The following is a 17,830-nucleotide window of genomic DNA, read 5'->3' on the forward strand; positions in this document are numbered from 1 at the left end:
GCTCACTTGGTCTTCGGGGCCAGCCACCGCGAGGCCGCGGTCGCCAGCAGGTTGAACAACGTGATGATCAGGACCAGGGTGATCGCGGCACCCCAGAGCCGGTCGAAGCCCGCGTCCGTCGGGTTGTTGCGCTCCGTGGTCATGAGCAGCGGGAGCGACGCCATCGGCCCGTCGAACAGGTTGTAGTTGATGAACGGCGCGTACGCCGCCAGCACCAGCACCGGGGCGGTCTCGCCCATCACGCGCGCCAGCGCCAGCATGATGCCGGTGAGGATGCCGGAGAGCGCGGTGGGCAGGACGATCTTCACGATGGTCTTCCACTTGGGGATGCCCAGCGCGTAGGAGGCCTCGCGCAGCTCGTCGGGGACGATCTTGAGCATCTCCTCGGTGGTGCGCACGATCACCGGGACCATGAGCAGCACCAGGGCCAGCGACACCGCGAACGCGCTGCGGCCGAAGCCGAACGTGGTGATCCACAGCGAGTAGATGAACAGCGCGGCCACGATGGACGGGACACCGGTGAGGATGTCGACCATGAACGTGGTGGCCTTGGCCAGCCTCGACCGGCCGCCGTACTCGACCAGGTAGACGCCGACGAACATGCCGACCGGGACCGAGATCAGGGCGCAGACCAGGCCCTGGACCAGCGTGCCGTAGATCGCGTGGTAGACGCCGCCGCCCTGCTGCCGGGACAGCAGGCCGGACAGGGACTTCTGCCACCAGTCGGCGTTGAGCACGATCGGGAAGCCGCGCTGGATCACGGTGTAGAGCACCCACACCAGCGGGATGATCGCGACGCCGAACGCCAGCCACACCAGCGCGGTGGCCATGCCGTTCTTGAACTTGCGGACGCCGCTGATGCTCTGGAACGTGGGCGGCTTCGCCAGGCGGTCCAGGTCCGCCGTCTCGGCCATCATTCGTACTCCTTGTGACCTGCGACGATGGACCGGGCGATCGCGTTGACCACGAAGGTCAGCACGAACAGCACCAGGCCCGCGGCGACGTAGGCGCCCGCCGACTTCGGGTCGTTGAACTCGGGCGCGGCCAGCGCGATCTTCGAGGCGAACGTGGCGCCGCCGTCGAACAGGCTCCAGCCGAACGCCTGGGCCGTCGAGCTGAGGATGATCGTCAGCGCGATGGTCTCGCCGAGCGCGCGGCCGAGGCCGAGCATCGAGGCGCTGACGTAACCGGCCTTGCCGAACGGCAGGACGGTGGTCTTGACGACCTCCCACTTGGTCGCGCCGAGCGCGATCGCGCCCTCGACGTGCGCGGGCGGGGTGCGGTCGAAGACCTCGCGGCTGACGGCGGTGATGATCGGCAGGATCATCACGGCGAGGACGATGCCCGCGGTGAAGATCGTGCCGCCCAGCTCGATGGACACGTTGCCCTGCGAGAACAGGAAGATCCAGCCGAGCTTGTCGGTCAGGAACTCGCCGACGGGCGTGAGCACCGGCCCCAGGATGAACAGGCCCCAGAGGCCGAAGATGATCGAGGGGACCGCGGCGAGCAGGTCGATGACGTAGGCGAACGTCCGCGACAGCTTGCGCGGGGCGTACTGGGTGAGGAAGAGGGCGATGCCCAGCGCGATCGGCATGGCGATCGCCAGCGCCACGAGCGAGGCCACCACGGTGACCAGGAGCAGGTCCAGGATGCCGAAGCGCATGTCGCTGACGTCGCCGGTGGACCACTCGCGACTGGTCAGGAAGTTCGCGTTGTTCAGCGCGAGTGACGGGACGGCCTGCATGAGCAGGAACACGCCGATCGCCGCGATGAGCACCACGACGAGGACGCCGGAACCGGTGGCGAGCCCGCTGAAGATCCGGTCACCTGGCCGGACGTGCGCCTTCTTCTCGCCTTCCGAGGTGGGGGGAATCGGAGCCTCCGGGGCTGGTCGAGCGGCCGGGACGCCCCCGCGGGCACCGGGATGGGTCCCGGTGCCCGCGGGGCGCTGCGCCGCAGTGCGGTCGTTCATCGCGTCAACTTCGCGTCAACGTCCGGAGTCTGCCTGACTCAGGCGATCGCCTTGATGGCGGTCAGCAGCTTCTCCTGGAAGGCGTCGGGCAGCGGGGCGTAGCCCGCGTCCGCCAGACCGGCCTGGCCGGTGGTGGCCGCGACCGTCAGGAACGCCTTGACGGCCTTGGCGGTGTCGGCGTCGTAGCCCTTGGAGCAGACGATCTCGTAGGTGGCCAGGAGCAGCGGGTAGGCGCCCTCGGCCTTGGTGCCGTAGATCGAGTTCAGGTCGAGGACGAGGTCGTTGCCCTGGCCCTTGATCTTCGCGCTGTCGATGGCCTTGCCGACCGACTCGCCGGTCAGCTCGACCGCGCCGGCGCCGGAGTCGATCTTGGCGATCGAGAGCTTGTTGTCCTGGGCGTAGGACAGCTCGACGTAGGTGATGGCACCGTCCACGGAGGCCACGGCCTGCGCGACACCGGCGGACTTCTCCTTGCCCTCGCCGACACCGCCCTTGAACTGCTTGCCGTCGCCCTGGGTCCACGCCGCGGGGGCGGCGGTGGTCAGGTACTTCTGGAAGTTGTCCGTGGTGCCGGACTCGTCGTTGCGGTAGACGACCTTGATCTCGGTGTCGGGCAGCTTCGCGCCCGAGTTGAGGGCGGAGATCGCCGGGTCGTTCCACTTCTTGACCGAGCCGTTGAAGATCTTGGCGGTGACCTCGGCGTTGAGGGCCAGGTCGGTGACGCCGTTCAGCTTGTAGCCGAGGGCGACGGGGCCGAAGACCATCGGCAGGTGCCAGGCGGGGTTGCCCTGGCAGCGCTCGGTGGCGGCGGCGATCTCGGCGTCCTTCATGGCGGAGTCGGAACCGCCGAAGTCGACCTGGCCCGCGTTGAAGTTCTTGATGCCCGCGCCGGAACCGGAGCCGTTGTACGCGAGGTCGGCGCCCGCGCACTGCTGCTGGTAGGCCTGGACGAACGTGTCGATCGCGTTCTTCTGAGCCGAGGAGCCCTCTGCGTTCAGCTTCGTCTTGCCACCGCACTCGACGGGCGCGGACGGGGTGCTCGCGCCGCCCGTCGAGGAGCTGCCGGTCGCAGCGGTGTTGTTGTCGCTGCCGCATGCGGTGAGCAGAAGCGCACCGGCCGCGATAAGGCCGACGACGGCGCCGTGCCGCTTGGTCTTCACCTGGGTCCTCCACGTACGGGGGCTTTGATTGAACGGCGTTTCACCGCTCGACACGGACGGTAGGGAGCGAGAGTGGACAGACCCCCAGGGGAACATGAACGGAAGGTGAACACCACACGGGAGGTGACTGGACCCACGGCCATTAGGGTGATCCCGTGACCTGCACGTTTGCATGGCGTGATGGGTTTGTCACTACAGGGCGTATTGGACGTCCGCTTTCCAGCGCGAAAAGCCCAACCGGGTGTACACGCGCACCGCCGGTGAGTTGTCGGACTCGACGTAGAGGTGCACGTCGCGCAGTCCGGTGCTCTTCAGGTGGACCAGACCCGCGAGGGTGAGCGCCTTGCCGAGGCCGCCGCCCTGCGCGTCCGGGTCGACGCCGACCACGTAGACCTCGCCCATGGACTCGTCGTGCCGCTTGGTCCAGTGGAAGCCGAGCAGCCGGTCGGCCCCGTCCACCGCGAGCAGGAAGCCGTCCGCGTCGAACCAGTCCTCGGCCTCCTTGAGCCGGACGTCGTCGGCGGTCATCGCGCCCTGCTCCGGGTGCCAGGAGAACGCCCGCGCGTTGACCCGCACGACCGCGTCCTCGTCCCGCCCCGGTTCGAAGGACCGCAGCGCCACGCCCTCGGGCAGCGGGGGGACCTCGGGCAGCCCGGCCAGCGCGCGCCGCATCACCCACAGCTCGCGGACCCGGCGGGCGCCGAGCCTGGCGGCGAGCCCGGAAGCGCCCTCGCGGTCGCCGTGCGCCCAGAAGCGCACCGGCCCGCCGCGATCGGCGGCGGCTCCGAGGACGGCCCCGGCCAGCTCCGAGCCCACGCCCGCGCGGCGCGACCCCGGCCGCACGGCCAGCTCCGCCACCAGGTTGCCGTCCGAGTCGCCGAGCAGGTCGAGGTGCGCGTACCCGGCGAGGACGCCGTCGACGCGGGCCAGCAGGTGCGCGCTGCCGGAGGCCCCCGGACGCAAGCGGAGGTGGACGGCCTCGCCCGCGGGGGCGACGCCGTCCACCTCCTCGGCTTCGGCGAGCAGCCGGGTGATCTCCTCGGCCTGCTCGGGGTCCAGCGCGTCGTGCCAGGTCAGGTCAGCCACGCCCGCGACGCTACCCGCTGCGGCGGCGGTCGATCAGGCGGCGGTAGATCAGGGGGCCACCCGTCGGCCCCCTGCCTGGGGACCCGCGCTCAGACGCGGAACAGCTCGGTCTCGTCCAGCTGCGGGGCGCCGATGGCCTGCTCGGCCTCGGGGCGGCGCAGCGAGCCGGGACGCGGCGGGCGGACGAACTTGTAGCCCACGTTGCGCACGGTGCCGATGAGCGACTCGTGCTCGGGGCCGAGCTTGGCGCGCAGGCGCCGCACGTGGACGTCCACGGTGCGGGTGCCGCCGAAGAAGTCGTAGCCCCAGACCTCCTGGAGCAGCTGCGCGCGGGTGAACACCCGGCCCGCGTGCTGCGCCAGGTACTTCAGCAGCTCGAACTCCTTGTAGGTGAGGTCGAGCGGACGGCCGCGCAGGCGGGCGGTGTAGGTGGCCTCGTCGATGACCAGCTCGCCGAGCTGCAGCGAGCCGTCGCCGCCGGACTGGGCGGCGCCCCGGCGGGAGCGCACCAGGCGCAGCCGGGCGTCGACCTCGGCCGGGCCGGAGGTGGGGAGCAGGATCTCGTCGACGCTCCAGTCGGCGTTGACGGCGACCAGGCTGCCCTCGGTGACGATCGCGACGACCGGCACGTCGACGCCGCTGGAGTCCAGCAGGCGGCACAGGCCGCGCGCGCCGACCAGGTCGGTGCGGGCGTCCACCAGGACGACGTCGTGGGGGCCCGCCTCCAGCAGCGCGGAGACCTCCGGGCGGAGCGGGCGGACCTCGTGGGGAAGCAGGGCCAGCGCGGGCAGCACCGCCTCGGGATCGGGGTCGGTGGTCAGCAGCAGCACGTCGATGCTCATCGCGGCGCCCTCCTGTTCGGCCGGTGTTGGTCACCGGAGCACTCGCAGCGAAGTACGGTGACCGGGCCCCGTTGCCTGCGGATGACGGAGACGATACCGGTGCGCGCCGCGAAAGACCCAGGTCAGCAGGACAGGGTCACAGTTGTTTCCACAAGCGTCACGCTTGTTACACCCGTGTCACACGGCGGAGTTCGCCTGCACGGGGTACACGTGACGACCCCGTCGACCCCGCCGGACCTGGCGTTCGTCGTGGGGCACGGCTTCACCAACCACACCGGCAAGCCGTACGTGGCGCGGGTGCTGCGCCGCTTCGCCCGGCACGGCGGGGTGATCGCCCTGGACTTCCGGGGGCACGGCCGCTCCGGCGGGCGGACCACCGTCGGCGGTGACGAGGTCCACGACCTCGCCGCCGGGGTTTCGCTGGCCCGCGAGCTGGGGTACCGGCGGGTCGTGGTGGTCGGGTTCTCGATGGGCGCGTCGGTGGCGCTGCGGCACGCCGCGCTCGCCGACGACCGGCCGGACGCCGTGGCGGCGGTCAGCAGCCCGGCGCGGTGGTGGTCGAGGGAGACCGCCGCGATGCGCCGCGTGCACTGGCTGCTGGAGCAGCCGCACGGCAGGCTCGCCGCCCGCGCGCTGGGCGTGCGGCTGGCCGGGCCGTGGGCGCGGGTCCCGGAGAGCCCCGTCGAGGTGGTGCACCGGATCGCGCCCACGCCGCTGCTGCTGGTGCACGGCGAGCTGGACCGGTACTTCGCGCCCGCCCACGCCACCGCGCTGCACCGGGCCGCCGGTGGCGCGGCCGAGCTGTGGCTGGAGCCGCGGACCGGCCACGCCGAGTCGGCGATGACGCCCGTTCTGGTAGACCGGATCGCGACCTGGCTCGACGACGCTTCCTGGAGGACCTGGCGATGACCGCCCCCGAACCCCGCCGACCCCGGCGGGGCCGCAAGCTCGTGATCACGGCCCTGGTGCTCGGCGGGCTGCTGGTCGCGGCCGACTTCGGCCTGGCGGCGGCGGGTGAGTACCAGGTGGCCCAGCGGATGCGGGACAAGCTCCAGCTCAGCGAGGACCCCGCCGTGCGGATCAACGGGTTCCCGTTCACCACCCAGGCGCTGGGCGGCGACTACCGGGACATCGAGATCACCGCCAACGGCGTCCCGGTGCGCGACCAGCTGCGCGACCTGGAGATCAAGGCGAACCTCTACCACACCAGGATCGGCCTGTCCGAGCTGCTGGCGGGCGACACCAGCAACGCGCGCATCGACCAGGTCAAGGGCAGCGTCAAGATCAAGGCGAACGACCTGAACCGCCTGGTCAACCAGGTCACGCCGTTCACCGACATGGCGATCGAGCCGGACACCAGGCCGGTCGAGCAGGGCGGTCCGGAGACGCAGGGCGGGCAGCAGCCGCCCACCGCCGCCGCCGTGAAGCTGAGCGGCACGACCTCGCTGGCCGGGCGGAAGATCCGGATCTCGGCCTACGGCACGGTGACGCTGTCCGGCGGGATGGTGGAGATCGGCGTGAACGACGTGGAGATCGACGACACCTCGCTGGCCGGGCTCAACGAGGTGCTGGGCGCGGTGCGGTCGGCGCTGAACGTGAAGATCGACCCCGGTTCGCTGCCGTTCACCGTGACCCCGACCGCCGTGCGGGTGGAGAGCGGCGCGCTGACCGTCGAGGGGACCCTGGAGAACATCCCGCTGGACCAGCGGTGAGCGCGGCCCCCGGTCGCGGCGGGCTCCCGCGGGGGCCTGCGTGACCGGGGGCCTGCTCGGCCTGCTGTGCGCGCTCGTGGTGGTGGCGGCGGTCGCCGTCGCGCTCCGCGGGCGCGGCCGGGTGCGGCCGGGGTCGCGGCGCGCGCTGCCCGACGAGGTGCGGGCGCTGCTCGACCCGGACGCCGAGGTGACCCTGGTGCAGGTGACGACCCGGTTCTGCGCGGGCTGCCGCCGCAGCCGGGAGGTGCTGGCCGGGCTGGTCGCGCGGACCGGCGGCGTGCGCCTGGCCGAGCTGGACGTGACCGAGCGGCCCGAGCTGGCCGCGGCGCTGGGGGTGCTCGCCACCCCGACGACCGTGGCCTACGACCGGCGCGGCGCCGAGCTGCTGCGGGTCACCGGCGTCCCGGACGCGGAGGGGCTGTCCGGCGCGCTCACCGGGCTGACGCGCCCGTCGGACGGGTGATCCGGTCCTCCCAACCCCTGGACACCACTCCCGGTGGCAGGGACTAGCGGCTACCCTCGACGGCATGAACGCGCTGCTGACGAAGCGACTCGCGGTGGACCTGTGCCGCGTCCGCAGCAGCCTGTGTCGCACGGCGGGCTGACCCGCCGAGGTCGTCGTGACCGCGCCGGGCGTGACCGCGCCGAGCGCGCCGCCCGTCCCCACCGCCCCTGACGCCAACGCCAGGAGGTCGCCGTGCCGAAGGACGTCCCCGTCGATCCCAGGGGGGCCAGGTTCAGCGCCTGGTTCACCAGCGCGGTGCTGGTCCTGGTGCTGCTCACCGGTTCGTGGCGACTGCTGGCGGCGCAGACCGCCCTCTTCGCGATGTGCGCCTTCGTGTCCCTGCGGCTCAACCCGTGGGGGCACGTGTACCGGCGGGTCCTGCAACCCAGGCTGCCGGAGGCGGAGCGGGAGGACGCGGCGCCGCTGCGGTTCGCCCAGGGCGTCGGGTTCGCCTTCGCGCTGGTCGGCACGATCGGCTACGCGGCGGGCTGGACGGCGCTGGGCGTGGTGGCCACCTCGGCCGCGCTGACCGCGGCCCTGCTGAACGCCGCGCTGGGGCTGTGCCTCGGCTGCGAGCTGTTCCTGCTGGTCCGCCGCCTCGCCCCGGCGCCCGCGCCCCGCCACTGACGACACCCGCGTCCCGGACCCCGCCGCCGAGCGCAGCTCGCCCGGCCCCGAGAGCACGACCGCAGACCCGAAACCGCACTTCCGCACAACGAATGGGAGCCGCTCGATGAGCCGTGCAGACGTCCTGGTCTCCGCCGCCTGGGCCGAGGAGAACCTCGCCGCGCCCGGCGTGGTGTTCGTCGAGGTCGACGAGGACACCACCGCCTACGAGGGGGGCCACCTGCCCGGCGCGGTGCGGATCGACTGGCGCACCGAGCTGCAGGACCCGGTCCGCCGCGACTTCGTCGACCGCGCGGGCTTCGAGAAGCTGCTGTCCGCCAAGGGCATCGCGAACTCCGACACGGTGATCCTGTACGGCGGCAACAACAACTGGTTCGCCGCGTACGCCTACTGGTACTTCAAGCTGTACGGCCACGAGTCGGTGAAGCTGATCGACGGCGGGCGCAAGAAGTGGGAGCTGGACGGCCGCCCCCTGGACAAGGAGGTCGTGGAGCGCGAGGCGACCACCTACCAGGCGCAGGAGCAGGACCTGTCGATCCGGGCCTTCCGCGACGAGGTCGTCGAGGCGATCGGCGCGAAGAACCTGGTGGACGTGCGCTCCCCCGACGAGTTCAGCGGCAAGCTGCTCGCGCCCGCGCACCTGCCGCAGGAGCAGGCGCAGCGCGGCGGGCACATCCCCACGGCGATCAACGTGCCGTGGAGCAAGGCCGCCAACGAGGACGGCACGTTCAAGTCCGACGAGGAGCTGGCCGCGCTGTACGCGGACGCCGGCCTGGACGGCTCGCGCAGCACCATCGCGTACTGCCGCATCGGCGAGCGCTCCTCGCACAGCTGGTTCGCGCTGCACGAGCTGCTCGGGCACTCGGACGTGAAGAACTACGACGGCTCGTGGACCGAGTACGGCTCGCTGATCGGCGTGCCGGTCGAGCTCGGTTCCGGCAAGGAGGCGTGATGAGCGCGGCGGGTTGCGGGGCGCCCCAGCAGGGCGTGGAGCTGAGCGTGGGCGCGAACGAGGTCGTGCTGTCGGGCCGGGTGAGCGCCGGGGGCGCGCCGGTCGGCGGGGCGTACGTGCGGCTGCTGGACTCGTCCGGCGAGTTCACCGCCGAGGTGGTGTCGTCGGAGCAGGGCGAGTTCCGCTTCTACGCGGCGCCCGGCGACTGGACGGTGCGGGCGCTGCACCGGTCGGGCAACGGCGAGGCCGCGGTGACGGCGGGCGGTCCCGGCGTGCACGCGGTCGAGGTCGCGGTCGCCTGACGGACCGGCTTCGGGGCCCCGGCAGCGATCCGCCGCCGGGGCCCTCGCACGTGCGCCGGGGCCTCGCGGGGCCGCTCGCGCGACCCCTCCGGGGCCGGAAACCCAACCCCTGGGCCGTTTTCCGGTGTGCGCCCCATCATCTTGATCGTTTTCTGGCTCGGTCAAGTCGCGACGCGCCCGGTGGTCTTCGCCACCGAGTCACGCGCCGCGACGCCCGGTGACGGTAAACTTGCCGGGTGGAACACTTCTTCACCACACTGCTGGTCCTCGTGTCGTTGCTCATCACGTGGTTCGCCGGGTACGTCGTGTACCGGCTGTTCTCCGACCAGCGGTGATGGCAGAGCAGACGCCGGTCCCCGGCAGCGGTGACGCCGCCGTCCAGGCCGCCGCAGAGCGCGCCGAGTCGACGCGCGCCCGCAACCTCCCCCAGTTCGACGACCTGCCGGTCCCGGCGGACACCGCGAACCTGAGGGAGGGCCCGTCGCTGCACGACGCGTGCCTCGCGCTGCTGCCGCTGGTGGGCGTGTGGCGCGGCGAGGGCGAGGTCGTGTACCCGACGATCGAGGGCCCGTACCGGTTCGGCCAGCAGGTCACGTTCGCCCACGACGGGCGGCCGTTCCTCTACTACGAGGCGCGGTCGTGGCTGCTGGACGAGAACGGCGCGGTGATCAGGCAGGCGGCGCGCGAGACCGGTTTCTGGCGCCCGCAGCCCGACGACACGATCGAGGTGCTGCTCACGCACAACACCGGGATCGTGGAGCTGTTCTACGGCAAGCCCCGCAACCAGACCTCCTGGGAGTTCGGCACCGACGCGGTGGTCCGCACGGCGACCGCCAAGGAGGTGACCGGCGCGCAGCGGCTGTACGGCATCGTCAACAACGGCGACCTGGCGTACGTCGAGGAGCGCGCGATGGTCGGCCAGCCCTTGCAGCCGCACTCCTCGGCGCACCTGCGCCGGGTCGTCGGCTAGCCGGGGAGCCGCTCCCAGCCGCAAGACCGCAGGACGGCAGCACCTCTGGACGGTGAGGGGATCGGGTCCGGCTCAGGCCGGTCCCGGCCCACCCGGCCGAGCGGGACCCCACCGGGTCCCCGAGGCCACCCGACCGGCGCGACCCGCCGGTCGGACACCCGGCGAAGCGGAACCAGCCCGGCGCGAACCGGGCCGAGCGCACCACCGGCGGCGTTCCACGGCCGCCGTCCCGGCACGCGGACCACCGGACGAGCCCCGACGAGGGGGTCACCGGCCCCGCCGCGGGGGAGCACGCACGACACACCACCACCCGTTCGAGGGAGTGCCCTTCGCACGGGTTGTTGAACAATCCAACGATCAGACGATCACGACCACCCGATCCGGGCGGAGGGCCATGCGACTGCGGCGGTGCGGCTCCGACGCGGTGCTCGTCGAGGTGAGCTCGCTGGACGAGGTCGCCGCGGTGCGCGCGGCGGTGCGGGCCGCCGACCTGCCGCAGGTCGCCGAGGTCGTCCCGGCCGCCAGGACGGTGCTGGTCAAGGCCGCGCCGGGCGGGCTGGGGGCGGTGCGCGAGCTGCTCGACGGCCTCGACCTGTCGGCGCCCGCCCCGGCGCCCGCGCGGGAGGTCGTGCTGCCGGTCCGCTACGACGGGCCGGACCTGGAGCTGGTCGCGGAGACGGCGGGCCTGGCGGTGGACGAGGTCGTCGCGCTGCACACCGGGGCCGCGTACGAGGTGGCGTTCTGCGGGTTCGCGCCCGGCTTCGGCTACCTGACCGGCCTGCCGGAGCCGCTGCGGCAGCCGAGGCTGGACTCGCCGAGGACGCGCGTCCCCGCCGGGTCGGTCGCCGTGGCGGGCGAGTTCACCGCCGCCTACCCGAGGGCCACGCCCGGCGGGTGGCGGCTGATCGGCACGACGGACGCGCCGCTGTTCGACCCCGAGCGGGACGAACCGGCGCTGCTGGCTCCGGGCGACCGGGTGCGCTTCGAGGCGTTGTGACCGAGGCGACCCGACTCGCGCGGGTGAAGGGGCACAACCGGGGGAACCCCGGCGTTGTTTCGTAGTACTACGAAGGACTTTCGGCACTGTCCAGCACGGGAGGAGGTGGAAGATATGAGTTCACTGGCAAACCCGAAGCGGCTGCGCCTCGGCGTTCCCTCGCGGCCCGCGAGCAGCTCCGAGGAGCACTCGCTCGCCAACCAGACGCGGCACACCGCGGTCTCCGAGGAGCGCGCCGAGCGCGAGTCGGACAACGAGGTGGGAATGTGAGAACGCTCCGCGTCCTGCGGACCGGACCGCAGGCGCTCGTGCAGGACTTCGGCCGACCCGGCCACGCCCACCTGGGCGTTCCGCCCTCCGGGGCGCTGGACCGGGCGTCGCTGGCCCTGGCCAACCGGCTCGTCGGCAACGCCGACGGCGCGGCCGGGCTGGAACTGCTGCTGGGCGGCCTGGCGGTGGTGGCGACCGGCTCGTGCACGGTCGCGGTCACCGGTCCGCAGGTCGCGGTGCGGGTCAACGGCAGGGAGCGGGACTCGCCCTGCCACCTCGTGGAAGGCGACGAGCTGGAGGTCGGGACCCCGACCTCCGGCTTGCGCTGCTACCTCGCGGTGTCCGGCGGGATCGCGGTGCCCGAGCAGCTGGGCAGCCGCTCGTCGGACCTGCTGTCCGGGATCGGCCCGGACCCCGTCGCGCGCGGGGACGTGCTGCCGCTGGGCGAGTCGACCGGCATCCCGGTCGGGGTGGACGTGCTGGTCCCCGCCCGCGCGCCCGACGAGGTCGAGGTCCCGGTGCTGCTGGGACCGCGCGACGACTGGTTCACCGACCCGGCGGGCCAGCTGGCCGCCGGGAGCTGGGTGGTGTCGGACCGGAGCAACCGGGTCGGGCTGCGGCTGGCCGGGACGGCGCTGCGGCGCACCGGTGAGGCGACCGGCCGGGAGCTGCCCAGCGAGGGCCTGGTGACCGGCGCGGTGCAGGTGCCCGCGGACGGCCAGCCGGTGGTGTTCCTCGCCGACCACCCCACCACCGGGGGCTACCCGGTGATCGGGGTCGTCGCGGAGCGCGCGCTGCCGGGGCTGGGCCAGGCCAGGCCGGGCACGCGGGTCAGGTTCCGGGTCGGGCGCTGACGCGGGGGGACTCGCGGGCGCGGGTCCCCACCACATCGCCTCCGGCGCCGCTCCGGCGCTGCGACCCGGTGCCGCGGCCCTAGTACTGGGACTCGTAGAGCGCGTGCAGCTCGGCGTGCAGCGCGGTCGAGTCGGGCAGCGCCTTGCCGTCCAGGGTGTGCACGCGGGTGATCGAGCGGACGCTCGACACCAGCAGCACCGCGTCGGCGGTGAACAGGTCCTCGACGGCGATCGGCTCGACGACGACCGTCCACCCGGCCTTCTCCGCGGCCTGGAACAGCACCGCCTGGGTGGTGCCGGGCAGGATGCCCAGCGTCGCGGGCGGCGTGGTCAGGGTCCGGCCGCGCACCGCGATCAGGGTGGACGTCGGGCCCTCCAGCACCGAGCCGCCGGAGGTCGTGAAGACCACCTCCGCCGCGCCCCTGCGCTCGGCCTCGCGCAGCGCGGCCATGTTCACCGCGTACGACAGGGACTTCGCGCCGAGCAGCAGCCACGGGGCGCGCTCGGCGAGGCCCGGCTCGATCCCCCGGTCCAGGGTGACCGCCGCGATGCCCTCCGCGCGCTGCGCGAGCACCTTCGGCGAGATCTCCAGCCCGAGCGCGAAGCCGGTGGGCGTGCCGTCGCCGCCCTCGACTCCCCTGGTCATGACGAGCTTGAGCGCCAGCTCGGCGCCGCCGGACCAGTTGTCCAGCACCGCCTTCGCCGCCCGCTCGTAACCCGCGCGGTCCGGCGCGGGCAGGTCGAGCATGGCCGCCGACCGCTCCAGGCGGTCGAGGTGGGGACCCAGCTCCCTGGGCTTGCCACCGACGACGAGGATCGTCTCGAAGACCCCGTCACCGCGCACGAGGCCGAGGTCGTCGATCCGGATGAGCGGGGCGTCGGGGTCCGCGAGGGTTCCGTCGAGCAGTGCGAGCACGCGCATGGGGGCGAGCGTACCCACGGGCTTACCATCGAGGTCGTGGACACGGCGGGTGGTCAGCGGGCTCTGCGCAGCACTCTGCACCAACGGGGGATGCGGATGACACCGCAGCGCCAGCTCGTGCTGGACGCGGTGCGGGCGCTCGGCCACGCGACCCCCGAGCAGGTGTGCGCGCGCGTCCAGGAGACCGCGCCCACCGTCAACATCACCACCGTCTACCGCACGCTCGACCTGCTCGACCGGCTCGGCCTGGTCAGGCACACCCACCTCGGGCACGGCGCGCCGAACTACTCGGTGGACGAGCACGAGCACGTGCACCTGGTGTGCCACCGCTGCGGCCGGGTCGACGAGGTGCCGTGCGAGCTGCTGGAGCCGCTGTGCGGAACACTGCGCGAGCGGGACGGGTTCGAACTGGACGCAACGCACCTCGCGCTGTCCGGCACCTGCCGGGACTGCCTCAAGGAGACCGAGTGAACTCCCCGACGCTGACCACGCCCGGCGCCGTGGCGCCGTTCGACGGCGCCCCCGACCAGGGCGTTCCCTGGCACTTCGGCGACCCGTTCGCCGAGCAGCGGGCGGCGGTGCGCGGCGTCGCGGTGTTCGACCGCTCGCACCGCGGCGTCATCGCGGTGCCCGGCGAGGACCGCCTGACCTGGCTGCACTCGCTGACCAGCCAGCACTTCACCGCGCTGGGGCAGGACCGGGGCACCGAGATGCTGGTGCTGGACGCGCAGGGCCGGGTGGAGCACCACGCGGTGGTCGCCAACACCGGCGGGACCGCGTACCTGGACGTCGAGGCGGAGACGACCGCGCCGCTGCTGGAGTACCTGTCCCGCATGGTGTTCTGGTCCAAGGTGGAGCCGCGCGACGCGACGGCCGAGCTGGCGCTGCTGACCGTGGCCGGGCCGGACGCGGCGGAGCTGCTGGCGAAGCTGGACGTGCCGGTCCCGGACGGGTCGGACGGCGTCCGCGAGCTGCCGGGCGGCGGGTTCGCGCGCCGGGTGTCCTGGCCGGGCGCGGGCGCGGTGGACCTGCTGGTGCCGCGCGGCGAGCTGGCCGACTGGTGGTCCCGGCTGACCGGCGCGGGCGCGCGGGCGGCGGGCAGCTGGGCGTTCACGGCGCTGCGGGTGGAGTCGCTGCGGCCGAGGCCGGGCGTGGACACGGACGAGAGGACCATCCCGCACGAGGTCAACTGGATCGGCTCGGCGGTGCACCTGGACAAGGGCTGCTACCGGGGGCAGGAGACGGTGGCGAAGGTGCAGAACGTCGGCCGCCCGCCCCGGCGGATGCTGCTGCTGCACCTGGACGGCACGCGCGAGGTGCAGCCGGAGACCGGCGACCCGGTCAGGCACGGGGACCGGGTGGTAGGCCGAGTGGGTAGCGTCGCGCTGCACCACGAGCTGGGGCCGGTGGTGCTGGCGCTGGTGAAGCGCTCGGTGCCGGTGGACGCGGAACTGCTGGTCGGCGACGAGGACCGGGTGGTGCAGGCGAGCGTGGACCCGGACTCGGTGCCCGCCGACTCCCCGCGCCTCGGCCACGAGGCGGCGCGCAGGCTCGCCAGGTGAGGGGCCGGGATGTGCCACTATCACGGCATGTCCCGTCCCGGTCCACGCGGAACGATGATCATCGCGGCCCCCGCCGGGGTCGCGCGCGGCGACGTCCCCCACCTGCCGGTGGCCCCCGGTGAGCTGCTGACCGCCGCGCAGGCGTGCGAGCAGGTCGGGGCCTCGGTGGTGCGGGTCGACGTCCGGGGATCGGACGGCCTGCTGTCGCTGGACCCCGGTCAGGCCGCCGAGTGCGTGGCGGCGCTGCGCGAGGGCACCTCGCTGGCGGTGCTGCTGTCGCTCGACGGGCCCGGCGGCGCTTCGGACGCGGACCGGTTGCGCGTGCTGGACGCGCTGCCGGACTCGGCGTCCCTCGCGCTGGGCGCGCCCGGTGGCGGCGACCGCTGGGAGTTCGCGGTCGCGGCGCACGAGGCGATGCGCGAGCGCGGGATCGTCCCCGAGTACGCGGTGAGCGGCGCGGGGCAGCTCGCGCTGCTGCGCAGGCTGCTGGACGAGCGCGGACTCCCGGCGGGCGGGGTGGTGCACGTGGGGCTGGTGCTGGGCGCGCCCGGCGGGCTGCCCGGCGACGCGGACACCCTGGTGCCGCTGGTGCGGGAGCTGCCGGAGGGGGCGCTGTTCTCGGCGACCGGGCTCGACCGGGCCGGGTTGCCGGTGCTGCTGGCGGCGCTGGCGTGCGGCGGGCACCTGCGGGTGGGCCTGGCGGACACGCCGGAGTACGCCGAGGGGCAGCGGGCGCAGAGCACCACCCAGCTGGTGGCGCGGGCGGCGGGGGTCGCCCGGATCGCCCAGCGCCCGCCGCTGTCGGGCGCGCAGGCGCGCGAGTTGCTCGGTCGGCGCGCACCGGTACGGGTTTGAGACAACTTTGGAAGCAGGTTTGTGTTGGCGGGCAAGCACGGACTACCCCAGGATGAGTACGTGATCGAGGTGCGCCCCGGAGGGCGCCGCCGCATCGACCGGGTGCTCGCCCCCGACTACACCGAGGGTGTCGAGCGGCTCCCGCTCGCCGAGGTGCGCGCGAAGCGCGACGAGGCCGCGCAGGAGGAGACGGACCTGTCGTACCTGCGGCGGTTGCTGCACGCCCGGATCGACATGGTGCGGGCCGAGCAGCAGCGGCGCAGCACGGGCGGGTCGGCGGTGGTGGACCGGCTGGCCGCGATCCTGTCGTCCAACGCCGTGGGGCCCGCGACCGGGCTGGGCCGCTACCAGGCGCAGGAGCCGTCGCGGGCCGACGCGCACCAGCGGCACGTGGAGGCGCTGGTGTCCGACGTGGACCTGTCGGACGTGAGCGCGCTGGACGACGAGAAGCTGGACCTGGCGCTGCGGACGTTCGTCGCCGAGGAGGCGTCGGTGTCGGCGCGGCGGCGCGAGGTGCAGGGCGTGGTGGACCGGCTGAACGACGAGATCGGCGGGCGGTACCGGAGCGGCACGGCGTCGGTGGACGAGCTGCTCGCGGTGGAGCGCGGACTGCACGGAAAGCGTCCCGGCGAGTAGCCGCGACCTGCGGGAACGTCGTTCGACGTTCTAACAGGTGGGACCACACTCCCGCATCTTGAGCAACCGGGCTTAGCGTCGGGGGCGTGATCAGCCGCGCCCTCCTCCAGCCGCCCCCGTCCGCCCGCGCCCGCCGGGGTGGTGGTCACCGGTGAGCTACCGCTGGGTGGTGCTGCTGGTCGGCGCGCTCGCGCAGGGGACCAACGCGGCGGTGTTCCTGGGGCTGCCGTCGATCAGCCCGTACCTGCGCGAGCACTTCGGGCTGTCGCTGCCGCAGGTCGGGCTGCTGCTCGGCGCGGCGAACCTGGGCACGGTGCTGGCGCTGGTGCCGTGGGGCGCGGTCGCGGACCGGCGCGGCGAGCGGCTGGTGATGGCGGTCGGCGGGTTCGGGGCCGCGGCGTGCCTGGCGCTGGTGGCGCGCTCGGGGGCGGTGCTCGCCGGGGTGGCGCTGTTCGGGGCCGGGCTGTTCGGGGCGAGCGTGAACGCGGCCAGCGGCCGGGCGGTGCTGACCTGGTTCCCGAGGGAGCGGCGCGGGCTGGCGATGGGGGTGCGGCAGACCGCCGTCCCGCTGGGCGCGGCGGTCACGGCGGGGCTGCTGCCCGCCGTGGCGGTCGGGTCCGGGGTGCCGGTGGCGTTCCTGGCGCTGGCGGGCGCGACGGCGCTGGTGGCGGTCGCCGTCGCGGTGTGGGTGCGGGAGCCGCCGGGGGTGGTGCGGGTCGCGCGCGGCGGGCAGGGCCTGGTGCTGGCGGACCGGCGGTTGCTGCGGCTGAGCCTGGCGTCGGGGCTGCTGGTGGTGCCGCAGTTCACGGCGGGCGCGCTGCTGGTGGAGCTGCTGCACGGCCACCTCGGGATCGCGGCGGCGACGGCGGCGGCGCTGTTCGCGGTGGCCCAGGTGCTCGGCGGGGCCGGGCGGCTCGCGGCGGGGATCTGGTCGGACCGGGCGGGCGGCAGGTTGGGGCCGCTGCGGTCGATCGGGGCAGCGGTCGCGGTCGGGTTCGCCGGGTGCGCGGCGCTGCTGGACTCGGCGCCCCGGTGGCTGGTGTGCGCGGCCCTGCTGCCGACCGCGGCGCTGGCGATGTCGTGGAACGGGCTGGCGGTGACGGCGGCGGGCGAGCTGGCCCCGCCGGGGCGCGGCGGGACCGCGCTGGGGATGCAGAACAGCGCCAACTACCTGACCGCGACGGTGACGCCCGCGCTCGCGGGGTGGGTGGCGGTGGCGCTGGGGTGGACGTGGGCGCTGGTGCTGGCGGGGGTGTGCGCGGCGGCGGCCAGGGTGGTGCTGGCGCGCGGGAAGCTGACCGAGGGACCGGTGGCCGGTTCGGCGGGGTGAGCCGAGGCCTGGGGGATCTGAGGCCCAGGGGGCGGGCAGCGGTGGGCGACCGTGGGCTGGGCTGTGGCCGGAGCCGGGCGGCGGTCGGGTGGCAGCGGCCGGGGCCTGGCGGCAGCGGGGCGGGACGCCCCCGGCAGCGCTCTGCGGGCGAGCGGACGCCCCGGAAGGCGTTGGGGCCGCCCGACGGGGTGGTCTCGACGGGGTGGTCTCGACGGGGTGGTTCTGGCGAGATCGCCCGATCGGGGGGCGGTGGCCCGATCCAGGGCGGCCGGAGCC

Annotated in this window: 21 protein-coding genes; 15 read left to right on the forward strand and 6 right to left on the reverse strand. The window is 73.8% G+C overall.

Annotated elements, in window-relative coordinates; genetic code table 11:
- Positions 1–2: 2 nt before the first annotated feature.
- From pstA to CNX65_RS33740, 5 genes are all read right to left on the reverse strand, one after another.
- Complete coding sequence (pstA, locus tag CNX65_RS33720; protein ID WP_096497312.1) at positions 3–917, reverse strand: phosphate ABC transporter permease PstA; 915 nt, start codon at positions 915–917, stop codon at positions 3–5.
- Positions 914–1,972: a phosphate ABC transporter permease subunit PstC gene (pstC, locus tag CNX65_RS33725; protein ID WP_096497313.1), complete on the reverse strand. Its 1,059-nt coding sequence runs from the start codon at positions 1,970–1,972 to the stop codon at positions 914–916. The genes pstA and pstC overlap by 4 nt, the downstream gene beginning before the upstream one ends.
- A gap of 38 nt (positions 1,973–2,010) precedes the next feature.
- On the reverse strand, positions 2,011–3,132 hold the full coding sequence (gene pstS, locus CNX65_RS33730; protein ID WP_096497314.1) for a phosphate ABC transporter substrate-binding protein PstS: 1,122 nt from the start codon (positions 3,130–3,132) through the stop codon (positions 2,011–2,013).
- A gap of 192 nt (positions 3,133–3,324) precedes the next feature.
- On the reverse strand, positions 3,325–4,218 hold the full coding sequence (gene mshD / locus CNX65_RS33735) for a mycothiol synthase (RefSeq protein ID WP_096497315.1): 894 nt from the start codon (positions 4,216–4,218) through the stop codon (positions 3,325–3,327).
- 89 nt (positions 4,219–4,307) lie between these two features.
- On the reverse strand, positions 4,308–5,060 hold the full coding sequence (locus CNX65_RS33740) for a response regulator transcription factor (RefSeq protein WP_015805496.1): 753 nt from the start codon (positions 5,058–5,060) through the stop codon (positions 4,308–4,310).
- 210 nt (positions 5,061–5,270) lie between these two features.
- Between CNX65_RS33740 and CNX65_RS33745 the strand changes: the two genes are divergently transcribed.
- The 10 genes from CNX65_RS33745 (at position 5,271) to CNX65_RS33785 (ending at position 12,249) form a co-directional block, all read left to right on the forward strand.
- Positions 5,271–5,969 carry an alpha/beta hydrolase family protein gene (locus CNX65_RS33745; protein ID WP_309142033.1) on the forward strand — a complete coding sequence of 233 codons (699 nt, stop codon included), beginning with the start codon at positions 5,271–5,273 and terminating at the stop codon, positions 5,967–5,969.
- Positions 5,966–6,772 (forward strand): LmeA family phospholipid-binding protein, encoded by an 807-nt coding sequence (locus CNX65_RS33750; RefSeq protein ID WP_096497317.1) that lies wholly within the window; start codon positions 5,966–5,968, stop codon positions 6,770–6,772. Before CNX65_RS33745 ends, CNX65_RS33750 begins: the two co-directional genes overlap by 4 nt.
- A gap of 40 nt (positions 6,773–6,812) precedes the next feature.
- Positions 6,813–7,235, forward strand: a complete 423-nt coding sequence (locus tag CNX65_RS33755) for a thioredoxin family protein (RefSeq protein ID WP_096497318.1) — start codon at positions 6,813–6,815, stop codon at positions 7,233–7,235.
- A gap of 234 nt (positions 7,236–7,469) precedes the next feature.
- Positions 7,470–7,904 carry a DUF4395 domain-containing protein gene (locus tag CNX65_RS33760; RefSeq protein ID WP_096497319.1) on the forward strand — a complete coding sequence of 145 codons (435 nt, stop codon included), beginning with the start codon at positions 7,470–7,472 and terminating at the stop codon, positions 7,902–7,904.
- Positions 7,905–8,010: 106 nt separating this feature from the next.
- Positions 8,011–8,856 (forward strand): sulfurtransferase, encoded by an 846-nt coding sequence (locus CNX65_RS33765; protein ID WP_096497320.1) that lies wholly within the window; start codon positions 8,011–8,013, stop codon positions 8,854–8,856.
- Complete coding sequence (locus CNX65_RS33770) at positions 8,856–9,158, forward strand: DUF1416 domain-containing protein (protein ID WP_096497321.1); 303 nt, start codon at positions 8,856–8,858, stop codon at positions 9,156–9,158. The genes CNX65_RS33765 and CNX65_RS33770 overlap by 1 nt, the downstream gene beginning before the upstream one ends.
- A gap of 334 nt (positions 9,159–9,492) precedes the next feature.
- A complete protein-coding gene (locus CNX65_RS33775; protein WP_096497322.1) occupies positions 9,493–10,128 on the forward strand; it encodes an FABP family protein in 636 nt (211 codons plus the stop codon).
- A gap of 394 nt (positions 10,129–10,522) precedes the next feature.
- A complete protein-coding gene (locus CNX65_RS33780) occupies positions 10,523–11,125 on the forward strand; it encodes a 5-oxoprolinase subunit B family protein (protein ID WP_096497323.1) in 603 nt (200 codons plus the stop codon).
- A gap of 114 nt (positions 11,126–11,239) precedes the next feature.
- On the forward strand, positions 11,240–11,395 hold the full coding sequence (locus CNX65_RS35890) for a hypothetical protein (RefSeq protein WP_015805506.1): 156 nt from the start codon (positions 11,240–11,242) through the stop codon (positions 11,393–11,395).
- On the forward strand, positions 11,392–12,249 hold the full coding sequence (locus tag CNX65_RS33785; protein ID WP_096497324.1) for a 5-oxoprolinase subunit C family protein: 858 nt from the start codon (positions 11,392–11,394) through the stop codon (positions 12,247–12,249). The genes CNX65_RS35890 and CNX65_RS33785 overlap by 4 nt, the downstream gene beginning before the upstream one ends.
- Before the next feature lie 79 nt (positions 12,250–12,328).
- Here CNX65_RS33785 and CNX65_RS33790 read toward each other — a convergent pair whose 3' ends face one another.
- Positions 12,329–13,171 (reverse strand): aminodeoxychorismate lyase, encoded by an 843-nt coding sequence (locus tag CNX65_RS33790; protein WP_096497325.1) that lies wholly within the window; start codon positions 13,169–13,171, stop codon positions 12,329–12,331.
- A gap of 96 nt (positions 13,172–13,267) precedes the next feature.
- On the opposite strand from CNX65_RS33790, the gene CNX65_RS33795 reads away from it, so the two are divergent.
- The 5 genes from CNX65_RS33795 (at position 13,268) to CNX65_RS33815 (ending at position 17,554) form a co-directional block, all read left to right on the forward strand.
- Complete coding sequence (locus CNX65_RS33795; protein WP_232520094.1) at positions 13,268–13,642, forward strand: Fur family transcriptional regulator; 375 nt, start codon at positions 13,268–13,270, stop codon at positions 13,640–13,642.
- Entirely contained in the window at positions 13,639–14,733 is a 1,095-nt protein-coding gene (gene ygfZ / locus CNX65_RS33800) for a CAF17-like 4Fe-4S cluster assembly/insertion protein YgfZ (RefSeq protein ID WP_096497326.1), read from the forward strand. Before CNX65_RS33795 ends, ygfZ begins: the two co-directional genes overlap by 4 nt.
- Positions 14,734–14,787: 54 nt before the next feature.
- Positions 14,788–15,588 carry a BKACE family enzyme gene (locus CNX65_RS33805; RefSeq protein WP_096497327.1) on the forward strand — a complete coding sequence of 267 codons (801 nt, stop codon included), beginning with the start codon at positions 14,788–14,790 and terminating at the stop codon, positions 15,586–15,588.
- A 60-nt stretch (positions 15,589–15,648) separates the two neighbouring features.
- Positions 15,649–16,224 (forward strand): RsiG family protein, encoded by a 576-nt coding sequence (locus tag CNX65_RS33810; protein ID WP_096497328.1) that lies wholly within the window; start codon positions 15,649–15,651, stop codon positions 16,222–16,224.
- A 151-nt stretch (positions 16,225–16,375) separates the two neighbouring features.
- Positions 16,376–17,554, forward strand: coding sequence for an MFS transporter (locus CNX65_RS33815; RefSeq protein ID WP_232520095.1), 1,179 nt, complete (start codon positions 16,376–16,378; stop codon positions 17,552–17,554).
- Positions 17,555–17,830: the final 276 nt, after the last annotated feature.

It is taken from the genome of Actinosynnema pretiosum, assembly GCF_002354875.1.
Lineage (GTDB): Bacteria > Actinomycetota > Actinomycetes > Mycobacteriales > Pseudonocardiaceae > Actinosynnema > Actinosynnema auranticum.